General features: G+C 43.8%; 14 protein-coding genes. 4 read left to right on the forward strand and 10 right to left on the reverse strand.

The genetic code is table 11. From position 1 onward, the window contains the following. Positions 1–46: 46 nt before the first annotated feature. The 8 genes from V6984_RS20710 to V6984_RS20745 all read right to left on the reverse strand — a co-directional run bounded on the left by V6984_RS20710 (position 47) and on the right by V6984_RS20745 (position 10,430). Positions 47–727, reverse strand: a complete 681-nt coding sequence (locus V6984_RS20710; RefSeq protein WP_342757494.1) for a D-lyxose/D-mannose family sugar isomerase — start codon at positions 725–727, stop codon at positions 47–49. Continuing rightward, positions 708–2,441, reverse strand: coding sequence for a methyl-accepting chemotaxis protein (locus V6984_RS20715; RefSeq protein ID WP_342757495.1), 1,734 nt, complete (start codon positions 2,439–2,441; stop codon positions 708–710). The genes V6984_RS20710 and V6984_RS20715 overlap by 20 nt, the downstream gene beginning before the upstream one ends. Positions 2,442–2,531: 90 nt before the next feature. Continuing rightward, the gene (locus V6984_RS20720) at positions 2,532–3,539 is read right to left on the reverse strand and encodes an ABC transporter substrate-binding protein (protein WP_342757496.1); all 1,008 of its coding nucleotides are present in this window, start codon (positions 3,537–3,539) and stop codon (positions 2,532–2,534) included. 51 nt (positions 3,540–3,590) lie between these two features. Beyond that, positions 3,591–4,589 (reverse strand): ABC transporter permease, encoded by a 999-nt coding sequence (locus tag V6984_RS20725; RefSeq protein WP_342757497.1) that lies wholly within the window; start codon positions 4,587–4,589, stop codon positions 3,591–3,593. A 24-nt stretch (positions 4,590–4,613) separates the two neighbouring features. Next, entirely contained in the window at positions 4,614–6,125 is a 1,512-nt protein-coding gene (locus V6984_RS20730) for a sugar ABC transporter ATP-binding protein (protein WP_342757498.1), read from the reverse strand. A gap of 151 nt (positions 6,126–6,276) precedes the next feature. Then, positions 6,277–7,725 (reverse strand): ATP-binding cassette domain-containing protein, encoded by a 1,449-nt coding sequence (locus V6984_RS20735; RefSeq protein WP_342757499.1) that lies wholly within the window; start codon positions 7,723–7,725, stop codon positions 6,277–6,279. A 46-nt stretch (positions 7,726–7,771) separates the two neighbouring features. Next, the gene (locus V6984_RS20740; protein WP_342757500.1) at positions 7,772–8,845 is read right to left on the reverse strand and encodes a sensor histidine kinase; all 1,074 of its coding nucleotides are present in this window, start codon (positions 8,843–8,845) and stop codon (positions 7,772–7,774) included. After that, on the reverse strand, positions 8,820–10,430 hold the full coding sequence (locus V6984_RS20745; protein WP_342757501.1) for a response regulator transcription factor: 1,611 nt from the start codon (positions 10,428–10,430) through the stop codon (positions 8,820–8,822). The genes V6984_RS20740 and V6984_RS20745 overlap by 26 nt, the downstream gene beginning before the upstream one ends. A gap of 215 nt (positions 10,431–10,645) precedes the next feature. Here V6984_RS20745 and V6984_RS20750 point away from each other — a divergent pair, with 215 nt between their 5' ends. From V6984_RS20750 to V6984_RS20765, 4 genes are all read left to right on the forward strand, one after another. After that, the gene (locus tag V6984_RS20750; protein ID WP_342757502.1) at positions 10,646–11,083 is read left to right on the forward strand and encodes a MarR family winged helix-turn-helix transcriptional regulator; all 438 of its coding nucleotides are present in this window, start codon (positions 10,646–10,648) and stop codon (positions 11,081–11,083) included. Positions 11,084–11,139: 56 nt separating this feature from the next. After that, positions 11,140–12,879, forward strand: a complete 1,740-nt coding sequence (locus V6984_RS20755; protein ID WP_342757503.1) for an ABC transporter ATP-binding protein — start codon at positions 11,140–11,142, stop codon at positions 12,877–12,879. Continuing rightward, the gene (locus tag V6984_RS20760) at positions 12,866–14,770 is read left to right on the forward strand and encodes an ABC transporter ATP-binding protein (RefSeq protein ID WP_342757504.1); all 1,905 of its coding nucleotides are present in this window, start codon (positions 12,866–12,868) and stop codon (positions 14,768–14,770) included. Before V6984_RS20755 ends, V6984_RS20760 begins: the two co-directional genes overlap by 14 nt. Before the next feature lie 109 nt (positions 14,771–14,879). After that, positions 14,880–15,626, forward strand: coding sequence for a MerR family transcriptional regulator (locus tag V6984_RS20765; RefSeq protein ID WP_342757505.1), 747 nt, complete (start codon positions 14,880–14,882; stop codon positions 15,624–15,626). 40 nt (positions 15,627–15,666) lie between these two features. Here the strand turns inward: V6984_RS20765 and V6984_RS20770 are convergent, their stop codons facing one another. After that, a complete protein-coding gene (locus tag V6984_RS20770) occupies positions 15,667–16,035 on the reverse strand; it encodes a DUF1284 domain-containing protein (RefSeq protein ID WP_342757506.1) in 369 nt (122 codons plus the stop codon). Positions 16,036–16,110: 75 nt separating this feature from the next. After that, positions 16,111–16,668 (reverse strand): biotin transporter BioY, encoded by a 558-nt coding sequence (locus tag V6984_RS20775; protein WP_342757507.1) that lies wholly within the window; start codon positions 16,666–16,668, stop codon positions 16,111–16,113. Positions 16,669–16,680 lie beyond the last annotated feature (12 nt).

The following is a 16,680-nucleotide window of genomic DNA, read 5'->3' on the forward strand; positions in this document are numbered from 1 at the left end:
TTTCTTTTGTATTGGAGAGTGGATTATTGAAGTTTGTTGTTTTTTCTTATTTCGCTTTAGGATATTCGGTGCAAAGAAGCCTATAAGGAGGCTCATCTTCTTCAATCGCAGGGAAGCGCCCCATTTCTTCATAAAAGCGGTTATCCGAAGTATCATCATTGCACATGGAGACTTCTCCGATCAACACATCACCCGTTCCTTTTTTCACATCGAAATCATGATATTGATGAGGCCATAAGGTAATGCTTTCTCCCGGCAGCAGCTCCACTCCTGTTCCTGCCTTAACATAGTAGGACCTCCCGTCTGAGTTAACCAATACATCACTGTCGTCAAACGTTCCGTCTCCTTTATCATTATATACATGTATAATCAATATTCCGCCGCCCCGGTTAATGATGTCTTCACTTTTGGTCCAGTGAAAGTGCATGGGAGAATGCTGTCCCTCCTTGAGCATCAATAACTTTTCGGCATAGACCTTCTTATATTTCTTATTTTTTTGATTCCCGTTTCTTAAAGTGATCAGCGCGAACCCTACCTTTTCCCAATTACCCAATCCATAATCTGTAATATCCCATCCCAGCATATTATCTCTGATTTCATCGTACTGTGCACTCTTATCCGCCCACTCCTCCGGTGTCCAGCCGCAAAAAGGGGGCAACTCAAAACCATGTTTTTTAATTAGCTTTTCCATATATTTAATACTGTTATTAATTTCCGACCGTTTCATCTTCCTTTTCCTCCATTGAATGAAAATATGATATATTATCAGAAAGCTTCCGGGAGAGCCCGAATATTTCTTTTGTCAGCTCGACCATTTGATTTATGGAATTCTCCATATCGATAGACACCTTCAGCGTATTTTCCGAATATCCGGCATTTCTGCCTGATTCCTGAAGCAGAAGGGCCATATCAGCACCAAGACATTCTTTTGTACCGCTTATCTCACCTATATCGCTTACCAGAGCTTTTACGTTTTTCGCCAATACCATGATATTCTTTTCCAGTTCGTCAAAAATAGCCTTGGTACTGTTTACACCTCTTACTTGATTCTCCATGGCACTATTCACGTCCTCCATAACATGAACCGAGGTCTGGGTCTCGTGAATCAGATTCATGACAATTTGTTCTATCTTTTTTGCTGAAACCGTGGACTGATCGGCTAAAGATTTAATTTGCGCTGCAACAACAGCAAATCCCTTACCCAGTTCTCCCGCTCTTGCCGCTTCTATACTGGCATTTAACGATAGCAGGTTGGTTTCCTCCGAAATATTTGCAATCAATGTTGTCGCTTCTTTAATTTCATGCGCAGATTGATTGGTAATATTCGTTTGGCTGGAAATAGTGTTTATGGAGAGCAGCGAATCCTTTGTTATAGCTTCCAGTTCATTTAAGATTGCCCTCGTCTCTTTTCCCAATTCGAAATTTTTCTCAGATAATGCTCCTATACTCTCTATGCTCTGCAGTGAGCTATCGATATGTCGGTTCATTTCCCGCATGCTTTCATCCGCATTCCGTATCGTATTCACCTGGGCATTAGCCGACTCCTGTATGTCCCGGCTGGATGAGAGCATCTTGTTTGCCGTACCTTTTGTAGCATCAGAAGCTTCCTGCATCTCGTCAGAAACTTTATGCAGAATATTCGCCTTTTCCTTGATGGAGGAGATTACCTCCTTCATTTTTTCCTGCAATTTTTGAGTGTCCTTGGATAGATCACCGATTTCATCCTTTCTGTTTCTGATAAGCGCCGTTTTCAACTCCAGATCTCCATTTGACAAGCTGTTCAGACAATCTCCGGCTTTTGTTAAATCCTTCAGCGTAGATTTTACAAACACAATGGAAAGAAGACAAAAAAAGGCGAGTATAGCAGCTATCATTCCCACATTGGCGTAGATAGCCGTCCGGACAAGAGTTTGCATGCGTTCCACACCACGCACAGCAACCAATGCTCCTGCCACTGCACCCGATTCCGGCTGTTTGATCGGTATCGCGCAGGCATGGTATTGCTTTCCCCCTATTTCGATTTTCTTCACAAAGATTTCCTTCTCCTCCTGATATACCCGGTCAATCATCTGCTTTACATTCTCGAAATCATCCAGCCTATTCTCTCCTCCATCCTTCATGGAAGTAACAATAGGATCCTCCTCAAAATAAAATATAATATCAATACCTGTACTCTCTTTTAAACTGTCGAGCAAAGATGCGGAAGCCGAGACGTTAAAGTTCATTCCCCTCCAGACATTTCCGTCCTCTTTCAGAGCATAGTCTCCATACCCCTGCGTGCTGTAGAGATTAGATGCGGAAATTGCAACCGTTCTAAGTCCTTCCTCGATTTCCTGATACAAGCCTTTAGAAAATTGTACCTGGCTGATGAGCAGCGAAAATATGCTCGTCACTACGATCGGCACTATGGATAATATTAGAATTTTCCCTCTCATTTTCATGAAACATCACCTTTTGTTTCTCTGATTGAAAATACGGGCTATCCCTATATGAGATAACCCGTATCCATTTCTTTGCACTTTTTGAAGTAATTACAGTCCCTCTTTGGTAATAACGGAAACTCCCGTATCCGTAACAGCTCCGCCGAAGCTTTCTCCGCCAAGTACTGCTACTGCTGCCTTCAGGCCTTCATAACCCATTACATCAGGATTCTGTGCCATAGTAGCCAATAAGTATCCGTCTTTGATCAAAGATAAAATAGTATCGGATTTGTCAAAGCCTACGCCGACTACATCATCGCCTGCTTCCTGAATGGCATTGCCGACTCCGGTAGTGGAACCTTCATTAGCTCCGAAAATACCAACACATCCGCTTGTGATGTAATTTGCCGCAATATCCTTGGATTTCGCTGCATCACCTTCGCTATACTGGGTTTCGAGAATCTCGAAATCAGAGCCTTCGAATGCGGAACGGAAGCCGGTTTCACGAGCCACGCAGGATGCCGTAGCCGCATTTACATTGACAACACCAATTTTACCGGAGGTTATACCTTTATCCGTAAGCGCCTTTAACATTTCATCGCCTGCTGTTTTTCCTGCAGCCTGATTATCTGTTGCAAAGGTAACTTCACCTTCAAAATCAGCCGCCGAATCCACATAGATAATTTTTACTCCGGCTGCAACCGCCTCTTCCAAAGCTGCCGTAACCGCATCCGGTCCGTTTGCTGCCAAGAGAATTGCATCCGCATTGTCCGCTACCGCATTATTGATACACTCGATTTGTTTTGCATCGTCCTTAACATCCGGAGCGAGCCACTTGTATTCAACGTTTCCAAGCTCATCTGCCGCTTTTTTGCATCCGGCATCCACATTCACCCAATGCTGGTCCATCTGATCCATTGTAATCAAGTAAACTTTGTAGCTCTCTGCTGCCGCAGTTTCCTCGGGCGCAGCCTCCTCAGCCGGTGCCTCCGTAACTTCCTCGGCTGCCGGTGCCGTACTCGTTTCTGCCGCAGGGGCAGTTTCCGTGCTTCCGCAGCCAGCCAGCATGGATGCCGCAACAACAACGCTCAATAATACACTGCATAATCTTCTCTTCATTTAATATCCTCCCTTATGAAATATTTGGTTTGTATGATAAAGCAAATGCTTTTATCCTTTTTTATTTTTTCTCGGCTTACCCGTTCTGACAACTACATCGAGTAAAACAGAAACTACAACAATAATACCGATGACTATATTCCGGATGGCTACAGGTGCTCCTGCAAACTGCAGACCGTTTTGCAGAACTCCCCATATTGCCGCTCCGATAACGGTGCCTAACAATATTCCCTGTCCGCCTAAAGTACTTACACCGCCGATAACAGAAGCTGCTACCGCATACATTTCGTACATATTTCCCGCATCCATAGTGCCCATTCCTGAAGTTGCACAAATAATGAGCCCTACTACGCTGGCACAAAATGCGCTGACAATATATGCTTTGGTCGTAGTTCCTACAATACCTACCCCGGATAGCTTGGCGGCCTCTACATTACTGCCGATTGCGTAAATATGCCTTCCCGTGCGGGTCTTGCTGAGCAGAAAGTTGAAGATGAGCCACAGAATAATAGATATCCAAATGGTATTGTACAGACCTAACGTTTTTCCGTAATAGAAGAAGTCTCTGAAGCCTTTTGCCGCATCTCCGATGGAATCCGTATTATAGTTATTATTTACGATCTGGGCAATACCTCTGGCTATTGTCATGGTACCCAGCGTAGCGATAAAAGGCGGCAGTTTGCATTTTGCAACCAGCTGGCCGTTCACAACTCCCACCAGCAGACAGCAGAAAATAGTTACTAAGACCGCGGCCCATGGATTCATGCCTTTGGTCATAAGAGTTGCCGAAATCATACAGCTCATGCCCACCACCGAACCGATAGAAAGGTCTATGTTTCCCGTTATCAGCACATAGGATTGACCGATACCGATCAGTATGATCGGGGCGATCTGCCTCAGCAGATTCCCTATATTTTTAGAGGAAGCAAAGGTTGGATTTAAGATACCGAATACAATGCATAATACGATCAAACCTACCGTTACGGTCAATACCTGCCCCATTCCCCTTACCGCCATCATTCTTCTTAAAAAATTCTGTCTGTTTTCCATTTTAACAGTTATGCTCCTTTCAAATTATGCTTCTGCCGCAACCTTTTTTTCAAAGCTGGTTGCATATTTCAGGATAGCGTCTTGGGTTGCTTCTTCCGTAATCATTTCTCCAGTTATCTTACCGTCGCACATTACGATAATTTTATCTGAAATCCCCATAACTTCAGGCATTTCTGAGGATACGAACAACACTCCGATCCCTTGCTTTTTCAATTCATTCATTAGATTGTAAATTTCGACCTTTGCGGCAACATCGATTCCTCTTGTGGGTTCATCGAAAATAACTACCCGGGAATTTCTTGCAAGCCATTTGCCTACCACTACCTTCTGCTGATTACCTCCCGAAAGGCTTCCCGCATTTACTTCCATATTGGGAGTCTTTATTCTCAGGTCGCTTACCGCCTTTTGTGTCATGGCTTTTTCTTTCTTCCGGTTCACTATCCCCAATTTATCGCATATAATATCAAGATTCGGAAGGGCAATGTTCTCCTTTATGCTCAGCTTAGTGCATAATCCATCCTTTTTTCTGTCTTCCGGTGCAAGAACGATACCCGCTTTAATCGCATCCATGGGCCTATTTATCGTGATAGACTTGCCATCTAATATAATCTCTCCCGATTCTTTTGCATCCACCCCGAAAATCGCTCTCGTGGTCTCCGTTCGTCCGGCACCCATCAGACCTGCAATTCCTACGATTTCCCCTTCGTACAGTTCAAAACTTACGTCCCGCACCATTTTGCCCGCATTAAGGTTTTTTACCTCAAATATCTTTTTTCCCTTTTTACATGAAACTCTTGGAAACTTTTCTTTAATTTCACGGCCTACCATATTGGATATTATTTCTTCGAGATCCGTATCCGCATAGTCCATACTCGTTATGTACTGGCCGTCCCTGAGAATGGTAACCCTATCCACGATATGCTGCAGCTCCTCAAGTCTGTGAGAAATATATACGATCGCACAGCCTTCCGCCTTCAATTGCCTTATGATACGGAACAAATCGTCAATCTCCTTCGACGTAAGGGCGCTGGTCGGTTCGTCCATTATCAGTATCTTAGCGTTTGTGGAAAGCGCCTTTGCTATCTCCACCATCTGCTGCTTCGATACTGCAAGGTCTCCTACAATAGTATCAGGAGAAATATCCATATTCAGCTTATCCAATATACTTTTGGCCTGCTTTTCCATCTCCTTGTCTGAGAGAATACCCGATTTTATTTTTTCTCTGCCCAGAAAAATATTTTCCGCTACCGTTAGGTGGGAACACATATTTAGCTCCTGATGTATGATCGCGACTCCCAGCTCCTGTGCCTTTTTAGGAGACATATCGTGCACTTCTTCTCCAAAAATCTTAATCGTTCCCGAATCCTTTTCATAGATGCCGCTCAGGATCTTCATAAGAGTAGATTTACCGGCCCCGTTTTCACCCAGCAGTGCAAGAACTTCGCCGGCCTTCAAGTTGAAGTTTACATTATCCAAAGCTAATACACCCGGAAAGCCTTTACTTACTCCGCTTACTTCAACGATATATTCTCCCATTCCATTCACCTTTCATTTTACTATATCGTATTTGCCTCACTACTTTTTATGTAACAGGATCGCTTTCCTATTGCATAAAAAAAGTATAACACCCGCTACAGATTGATTGTAGGGGTGTTTCTTTGGAATAAGGGGGGCATCCTTTTGGTTTTTATATGCTTATTTCAATACTGCCGAAGGCGTCCGGCAGGTACTCCTGCGTTATCGTTCCATCCTCTAACAGCAGCAGCTTGTCCGCTACGAATAAAGAATCCGAAATCGTAACGGCTAAGATGATAACGGCGATTCCTTTCCTCTTAAGAGTTCTTATCAGGTGAATAATATGTCTTCGAACGTACATATCCGCGTTAGAAAACGGCTGAACGATGAAAACTACCTTGGGATTCAATAAATGGATCCGGTAATAAACGATATTATAAAGAGATTTCTTATCCAGAGTCCTGATATCCGCCACATATACTTCTTCTCCCAATTCTTTATAATATTCTCTTTGAATACTCTTCTTAACATTCTCTGTTATTCTTACATGGGGAGTTTTAAAATCCAGCAGAAAGCTCAGATTATCTATGTAGCTCATATCATAAAACAGCATGGTTTCGATAGCCTGGCCTTCAATAATACCGAAATTGACCTTCCCCTTCTTTCTGAGGTTCCTCTTATCTATCATTTCTCCGCTTATCTCTATGAAACCGGCTTCCAGTTCTTTTTCCCCGCTCAGACAGGAGATAAGATCCTGCTGGGATCTTTTACTTTTGTCGTACAGTACCACGCATTCTCCCGGTCGCATACTAAACGTCAGATTATGTAAGTCTTCCGTAGTGATATCGTGGAAATAAATTGCACTGCCGTTTTCTTCAGAAGTCTTCTTATCCTTGTCCTCGAACGAAATAGTATAAGGAATCACATTTTCGTCCTTCATATCTTTCTTATCGAATACCTTTATGACCTTGCCGTCCTTCATAAATGCCGCTCTGTTACAGAAGGGGAAAACTTCCTCGTGATGGTTACCGAAGTATAGAACCGTATACCCCTTATGAGCGGCCTTAATCAGCAGTTTTTTGAAATTATCCAGATCCTTCGTACTCAGAACATTGCTGATATCATCCACCATGATCAGCCTGGTTCCTTGGATAATAGCCTTCAATACCTCGACAACGCACCTCTCATACTCCGAAAGTTCCATGCAAATCGCTCTTGGATCGATATTTACCTCCATATCCTGCAGAAGAAAAACCAGTTGGTTGGCAAGAACTCTTTTGTTTATGCAATATTTCTTAAATCCCTTCCTGAGTACAAAGATATTATCTGTCACAGTAAGGTTATCCACCAGCCTGCTGTTTTGTCCTAATAAATATACTTTGTTCTGGATTTCTTCCCTATGATGATAGCTGTTGACCTGATGGCCCGAAAAATAAATCCTGCCGAATTTAATCGGGATATTTTTACATATCAGCTGTACAAGCCTATCCTTTCCGTGCTCGTTGATTCCTATAAGTCCAAAGATTTCTCCTTGAAAAATATGCAAATTGAAGTTATCCAGATTGGTCATATCATTTCCTTCGGTAATGACATTCTCCATTCGCAAAATTTCTTTTTTCACCGATACTCATGCCCTTCCCGCGATCTGCAGTATGCAAACGGACGCTTTATCCCTGCTCTGTAATTACCGGCAGCGTAATTTCCACATCCGTTCCCACGTCCTTCGTGCTGTAAATATATACTCCGTATTCCTCTCCGAATAGAAGCTTGATTCGGTTATTAACATTGATGATAGCGATTCCGCCCCGTTTTTCCCTTTTGGGCTCCATAACGTCTTCCATGGAATTGGTAAGCAATTTGTTGTTCAGCTCCTCTAAAAGTTCTTCCGGTATCCCCATTCCATCATCCGATATGCGGATAATCAATCGGTCATATGTGCGGTCGACGCGGACTTTTAAATTGCCCTTCCCTATTTTGGGCTCTATTCCGTGGTATATCGAATTCTCAACAATCGGCTGCAATACCAGCTTGGGCAGGAAAAGGTTCAAGGCGGATAAATCGTCCACGTCATCATCGTATTCTATGCTGAGGCTTAATTTATCCCCAAATCGGTACTGCTGGATAATGTAATAATTCTCTATGTTCGACAATTCATCTTCCAGGGTCACCAGCTTATCCACATTGGATATGGTATAGCGGAAAAAGGTAGCCAGGGCTTCCGTCATGGATGCGACTCCATCCATTCCGCTGCACAGAGCTTCACTTCGTATGCTCTCAAGCGTATTATATAAAAAATGCGGGTTGATCTGATTCTGAAGTGCAAGATACTGCGCCTGTTTCTTGGAGATGTTTAAAATCTCCGTCCGGTTCAAGCCTTCTCCGAGCATATGCAGCGCTTTATTAACGTTTGGACTGACATTTATATTCTGCTCCAACAGATTATCTACCAGATAGCCTTCCGTATAGAGCTTAATTATTCTATCGATTTGCTTATATTTTCGGTACACCAATATGTAACCTGCATACAGAATAAGCGCTTCAGCAATTAGCCCGATGACGAACACCAGCTTAAAGCTGTCCGCGTGGAGCGCAGCTGCCAGCAGTGTGCCCAGCAAAAATATCTGGAGCAAAAATATCAGCAGAAGCCATAGCTTTACATTCCCAATAAGATACCGCTTATCTCTATTCATAATAACACCCATGCCCCTCCAATACTTACGAATATATTTTTCTATACTCATTGGGCTTTAGATTCGTATACTTGGCAAAGCCTTTCGTAAAATGCTTATTGTCGCTGTAGCCCACTTCGGTGCATATAACGGCGACGCTGAGATTGGTGTCCTTCAAAAGCTCTTTTGCCTTTTCCATTCTTATCTCCGTCAAATATTCAGAGAAGGTCTTACCCGTTTCCTTTTTGAACAGTGAGCTGAAATAGGTTGCATTAAATCCGACAAAATCACTAACAATTTCCAAAGATACCGCTTCTTTAAAATGCTCCTTCATATATTGCTTCGCATCCCGGATAGGCTTATTGTCTTCCTGTTGCTTCTCTGCCACTGCTTTTCGAAAAGACATTACTATAACCCGGGTCAAGTAAGAAAAAACCTCCTCCGCAGTTCCTATGTTCTCGATATCCGTTCCGAATTTTTCAAAGAAACTTTCTGCTTCCTTTACTGCGAACTTGTTCTGCCTCATGGTAAACAAATATAGGTTCATCGCTTCCTTCGACATTTGAATGATTTCGTGTCCCGTAACGTTCTCTTTATTTTTTAAGGAAGTCTGCAAATAACGGAGTGCATTTACAAGGGATGCCTCACTTAGCTTTTCCAGAGAATCCGTCATCTGTTTATTAAAGTCATAAAAGAGCTTGCTGTCAGCCACTTCATTCAAGGATATGTTTTCTCCCTCGATCACTTTATTTATACCGAGGATAAGCCGCTGTTCGATTGCCCATGACGCCGTCTTTAGAGAAACGATGAAGCCGGCTATATCCTTTTCAACAATTCCCGCCCCCAGCGTAATCCTAAGGTTCTCCAAAATATCTTTTTGCAAAAGCAGCTCGTCTAAAATCGATTTCAGTGTTTTACGGATGGAGCGCTTGCTTTCATTGCTGAAGTTGAGGACCGCATAGCACATATTCCCGTCAAATACACATTCCTTTTCATAGCATTCGCCAGCAAGGCGCTTGTTTACCGATTGCAGTACTTTATCCTGAATATAGGTGATATTGCTTTGAAAGGAGCTGTCAATTCCGTCTATTTTTATTAAGATGACTTGAAAACAGCCTTGTTTAAATTTATAATGATATTCTTCATTAATAACCTCAATGGTTATCTCTTCTTTCCTTTTTTCTTTTCGGAATAAAACTTCTGTAAAAAAAGCGGACCTGAGCTTGTCCACACTGTTCTTTACCGTTATGCGGTTCTGCTCTTCGGTGGAAAGCCTCTCCTTCTTCTCCAAATATTCCGTCCTTATTCTCGTAAGCGTATCCGTAAGCTCCGTCTTCTTAATCGGCTTGAGCAAATAGTCCTTCACACCGTAGCGTATGGCATTCTGGGCATATTCGAAGTGGCGGTATCCGCTGATAATAATAATATCCATATCCCCGCATATTTCTTTGGCCCTTCCGATCATCTCAAGGCCATCGTAGCCCGGCATACGGATGTCCGTTATCACTATGTCCGGATGGTATTTCTGAATTGCTTCCAAGGCCTCTATCCCGTTATGTACAATAGCCTGTACCTGCATATCCAATTGATCCCAGTCCACTAGCTTATAAATTAACTGGCAGATTTTATCCTCGTCATCGGCAATAATAACCTTCATCTTAGAATTACCCTCCTTTAACAGTAAATATTTATTATTATAGCAGTTAAATTATTGGGTAACAACTTTTTATTTTATCGGTAATTTTCAATAATTCAGACAAAAGATATAAAAAAATTATAAATTATTATAAACAAAGAATATGCCCCATTGACAGCAGATTACATGCGAAGTAATATATGTAATGAACCTAACAGTAAGGAGGCTAACAAATTATGACGAACGATCAACCTCTGGCTTTTCGCATAAAATCCTTAAACAACCAAATCAGGAGGTATTTTGAGCGGACGGCCATTCTCGAGAACGATGCGAATCTGACAGGAATGCAGTATGGTATTCTCGGCTTCCTGGCGGAGCAAAGCAGCAAGACGGACGTTTATCAGAAGGATATCGAAGCGGAATTCAATATCCGCCGGTCTACAGCCAGCGGTATGCTGAAGCTTTTGGAAAAAGAAGGCTTTATTATCCGGGAAAATGACTCCGGGGATACACGTCTGAAGAAAATTATCATGTCAGACAGGGCGAAGGAGCTGAATAAAGTTGCCAAAGCCAATATGGAGAAACTCCAAGTGCTCTTAACGCGCGGTATCTCCGATAAAGAAATGGAGCAGTTCTATGCGACGCTCAAGAAAATATCGGATAACGCAATGTAATATGTAATATTCAGTTGATATTGTATGAGTAAATATGAGAAAGGCATAGGTATTTTATGATAAAGAAATGGATCAAATGTATCGGGCAGTATAAAAGGGATACTATTCTCACCCCGCTCTTCGTGGCATTAGAGGTGGTAATGGACATTATCATTCCACTGCTCATGGCAAATATTATCGACAACGGAATTACCGGAGGCAATATGAATACGATTGCTAAGACCGGTCTGATACTCGTGCTGATGTGCATTGTCTCACTCTGCTGCGGATTCTTATCCGGGCATTTCGCAGCCAATGCTTCGGCGGGCTTTGCAAAGAACCTGAGGAAGGATATGTATCACAAGATTCAGGATTTTTCCTTCACCAATATCGATAAGTTCTCTACCAGCGGGCTGGTTACGAGACTTACTACGGATGTAACTAACGTGCAGAACGCATTTCAGATGATTATCCGCATCTGCGCCAGAGCTCCGCTCATGATCATCTTTTCGGTAGTCATGGTCTTTTCTATCAATACGAAGCTGGCGCTCATCTTCGTCGGCATCATTCCTTTGCTGGTTATCGGATTAGCCATTATCATGCTCAAGGCTATGCCTATATTTGCAAGGGTCTTCAAATTATATGATAAGTTGAACGGCATAGTCCAGGAAAATCTGAGAGGTATTCGAGTCGTAAAAAGTTATGTGCGGGAGGAGCGGGAAACAGAAAAATTTGAACACACTTCCGGAGAAATTTATGAAAACTTTGTCAAGGCGGAAAAAATTCTCGCCTTCAACAGCCCGCTCATGCAATTTTGCATGTATGCCTGCACGCTGCTTCTTTGCTTTCTGGGGGCACAAATGATAGTGAGCGGCGAATTCACTACCGGGCAGCTCATGAGCCTCCTGACCTATGCGGTTCAGATTCTCATGAGTCTGATGATTCTGTCCATGGTATTCGTGATGGTCACTATGTCCAAAGCCTCTGCCAAGAGGATATCGGAGGTCCTAAGTGAAACTGCGGACATGCAAAACGGGGGAAATGACTTGACCGAAATAGCGGACGGCTCAATTTCTTTCGACAATGTAAGCTTCAGCTACCGGGGACGTGAAGGAAAACTTTGCCTTCGCAATGTGAGCATCGATATTGAGAGCGGCCAGACTATTGGTATCATCGGCGGTACAGGGAGCGGCAAGTCTACCTTGACACAGCTCATACCGAGGCTCTATGACGTCACGGAGGGCAGTCTGAAAGTGGGCGGCACAGACGTTCGTGAATATGACATCCGCACTCTTCGGGAAGAGGTAGCGATGGTATTGCAGAAAAACGTATTGTTCTCCGGCACTATCAAAGACAATCTGCGATGGGGCAAAAAGGACGCTACGGATGATGAGATGGAGCGGGTTTGTAAATTGGCTCAGGCCGATGAATTCATCCGGACCTTCCAGGACGGCTACAACACCTGGATCGAGCAGGGCGGCAGTAATGTATCCGGAGGGCAGAAGCAGCGCCTTTGTATAGCGAGGGCTTTACTTAAAAAACCTAAAATTCTTATTTTAGACGATTCCACAAGCGCCGTAGATACAAAGACGGATGCGCTTATCCGCAAGGCCTTTTCGGAGGAAATCCCCGATACCACCAAGATTATCGTCGCACAGCGGATCTCTTCTGTTCAGGATGCGGATAAGATTATTGTCATGGAGGAGGGCCGTATCAGCGCAGCAGGCACTCACGAGGAACTTCTGGAAACCAGTACAATATACAGAGAAGTATACGAATCACAGCAGAAAGGAGGAAAAGACAATGGAGCGGCCTAATGAAAAATCTCAATTTAATAAAGGTACGGTATCACGGCTTTTGCGATACGTCACAAGTACTTATAAGCTGCGCTTTTCCATCGTATTGCTATTTATTCTGATCAGTGCGGCAGCAGGTGTGGCGGGATCCCTTTTTCTTCAGATTTTAATCGACGATTATATCGCACCTTTGATGGGCGTAGAAAATCCCGTCTTTACGAGCTTGATATACGCAATAGGAATGATGGGTATCATCTACCTTTCCGGCGTTATTTCCACCTATGTATACAACAGGCAGATGGTAGTCATCGGACAGGGCGTTCAGAAGCGCATCCGTGATGAGATGTTCACAGGGATGCAGAAGCTTCCCATCCGTTATTTCGACACGAACAGCTATGGAGATATCATGAGCCGCTATACCAACGATATCGATACGCTTCGGCAGATGATTTCCCAGAGTATTCCCGCATTGTTCTCTTCCCTTTTGACCATAGTGCTGGTGTTCTGCGCCATGGTTTACACAAGCATTCCTCTTACAATACTCGTTCTTCTCATGGTATTTCTCATGCTTAAAGTAACCGGGATGATAGCGGGAAAAAGCGGCGCATACTTCGTGAAACAGCAAAAGGATATAGGGAGCGTGAACGGTTATATCGAGGAAATGATAAACGGCCAGAAAATCGTCAAGGCGTTCTGCTATGAGGAAGAAAGCAAGCGGGGCTTCGATGAGAAAAATGAGCAGCTTTTTGATAGCGGAAAAAATGCAAATAAATATGCCAACGTCATGATGCCGGTCATGGGTAATCTATCTAATCTCGCCTATGTCATCGTAGCTATCGCAGGCGGCGCACTGGCCATTTCCGGCATAGGCGGCCTTACATTGGGTGCTATCGCCAGCTTCTTACAGCTAACCAAGTCCTTCAGCCAACCCATCGGTCAAATATCCCAGCAGATTAATTCTGTGGTGGCGGCTCTCGCCGGAGCAGAGCGTATCTTTGCCCTGATGGATGAACAACCGGAACAGGATAAAGGCTATGTAACTCTTGTTAACGCTGTCTATGATGAACATGACGAGCTGAGGGAAACCACAGCGCGCACCGGCATATGGGCGTGGAAACATCCCCACGGCGACGGCAAGCTGACCTTTACCGAAGTAAAGGGAGATATTGTTTTTGACGATGTGGATTTCAGCTATGACGGAGAAAAAACCGTGCTTCATAACGTTTCGCTTTTTGCTAAGCCGGGTCAGAAAATCGCCTTCGTGGGTGCGACCGGCGCCGGCAAGACGACGATCAGCAATCTATTGAACCGCTTTTATGACATTGCGGATGGAAAAATCCGGTACGACGGCATCAATATCAATAAGATCAAAAAGAGTGATTTACGCCGCTCTCTTGGAATCGTTCTCCAGGATACGCACTTATTCACCGATACTGTAATGAACAACATCCGTTACGGCAAGCTGGATGCAACCGACGAAGAGGTCGTTGCGGCGGCAAAGCTGGCAGGTGCGGACGGATTCATCACCAGACTGCCTGACGGATATGATACTGTACTTTCCGGTGACGGCTCCGGCTTATCTCAAGGTCAGAGGCAGCTTCTTTCTATTGCCCGGGCAGCGGTCGCCGATCCTCCGGTGATGATTTTGGACGAAGCTACCTCCAGTATCGATACGCGAACCGAGAAACTGGTGCAAAAAGGCATGGATGCCCTTATGGACGGACGTACTGTGCTGGTCATCGCCCATCGCCTGTCTACCATACAAAATTCTGAGGCGATTATGGTGCTCGATAACGGCCGCATTATTGAACGCGGCAGTCATGATGATCTAATTGAGCAAAAGGGCCGGTATTATCAGCTTTATACCGGAGCCTTTGAATCCGCAGACGAATATGCCGAGACTTCGGCATAGGCTGGAAGAACTTAAAATATCTAAAAATATTTTGCAAAAATATATTGACTCTCACGTTACGTCATAGTGTAGATTGTAGTTACGGCCGAGAAATGGAGGTGTTCCCGCATTGAAATTAAAAATAAAAGAAATAGCAGACCTAACCGGGGTTACTGTGCGCACTCTTCACTATTATGATGAAATAGGATTATTAAAGCCGGGCGTTGTGACCCAAGCAGGTTATCGCCTTTATAATGAAGAAAACCTCGAACTGCTGCAGCAAATATTGTTTTTCAGGGAGCTCGATTTTCCCTTAAATGAAATAAAGGAAATCGTGACCAGTCCCTTCTTCGATAAAACAAAAGCTTTGCAAAAGCATCGGGAGCTGCTTCTTAAAAAACGGGAACGTCTGAACAATTTAATTAATTTGACAGAAAAAACGTTAAAAGGAGAGTCTAAAATGAGTTTTAAAGAATTTGATATGACAGAAATCGAAGAATCGATGAAAGAATACGCAGAGGAAGTCAAGGAGCGCTGGGGCAGCACGCAGGCCTATGCGCAGAGCCAAAAACGCACAGCCTCTTACACTAAAGATCAATGGGCACAGATCGACGCGGAGGTAAAGGAAATCTTCCGTACCTTCGCGGGCCTTAGCAGCCAGGGGCTTTCCCCCGACAGCTCACAGGCACAGGCTGCGGTAAAACGCTGGCAGGATTGTATTTCCAACCACTTTTACACGTGCAGCGATGAAATGCTCGCCTCCCTCGGCATGATGTATACCGGGGATGAACGATTCCGTAAAAATCTGGACGAATTCGGCGATGGTACCGCCCGGTTCATGTCGGAATCAATTGAAATCTACTGCGCAAGCCGGTAAGCAAAAGCTACCGGCCTGTGGCCATTCCTCTATATAAAACCTACTTGCAAATGGCATTCCACTCGCAATCACCGCAGACCTCTTCACGTTTACCGGCGTCCAGGATATTGCCATTCAAAAGCTTCTCGAACAGTCTCCATTCTATTTCCGTTCTCTGGTCCAAGCCGCATAAACGAAGCACTTCTTTATCATACCGCTGTACCTTTTCCTCACTTTCACACAGCCCGTTTTTATTATGCGGGCAAACACTGCATATTTCATCCGTCCGGCTATGGAGAAGGACTATGGGATTCTTACCGACCTCCGCTTTTATCTGCGTCATATGCTTTACGAATTCACTGCTGTAACCCTTTCCTCGAAAAAAAGAGAGGCACAGCCCATGATGCGGCCTTATTTCATATAATTTCATAATGTATTTATTCCCTTGTCCTAGGATGTGTCTGAAAACTGCTTGTACCGAGCGAGATGCTTCACTTATCTAATCTTATAAAGTTCCAATTACTTTATTTAAACGCCTGCTAAGGATAAACGCCAGTGCCATCTTCAAAATATCAGGAATAATAAATGGAATTACGCACCAGCCAAGAACTGTTCCGAGTCCGATCGCTCCCGTATTCTTAAGATACAGCATCATGAACCACAATGTTCCAAAAGCATAGCAGACCACCAGCCCCAACGCCATAGAAACTATCATTACCCAATTCTTTCTGCCAAACAGCTTCTCTGCACCCCACATAATGAGCGCAATAAACAAGAAACCAATAATATATCCTCCCGTATTGTTCAGCAGAACCCCTATACCTCCCGTAAATCCTGACCATACCGGCACTCCGATCGCTCCCAGCAGAATATAAATTAAAACCGCAACCGTTCCTCTCTTACCTCCTAACACACCTACCGCCAAGAAGACTCCAAAGGTCTGCAAGGTAAACGGCACCATCGTCGGAATCGCTATCCAGGAACAAATTGCTATTAAAACTGCAAAAATTGCTATGTATACCATATCATACGTCTTACTTTTTCTCATCTTCACTGTGTCCATATTAATAACCAT

The sequence above is a fragment of the Kineothrix sp. IPX-CK genome, from assembly GCF_039134705.1.
Classification (GTDB): domain Bacteria; phylum Bacillota; class Clostridia; order Lachnospirales; family Lachnospiraceae; genus Kineothrix; species Kineothrix sedimenti.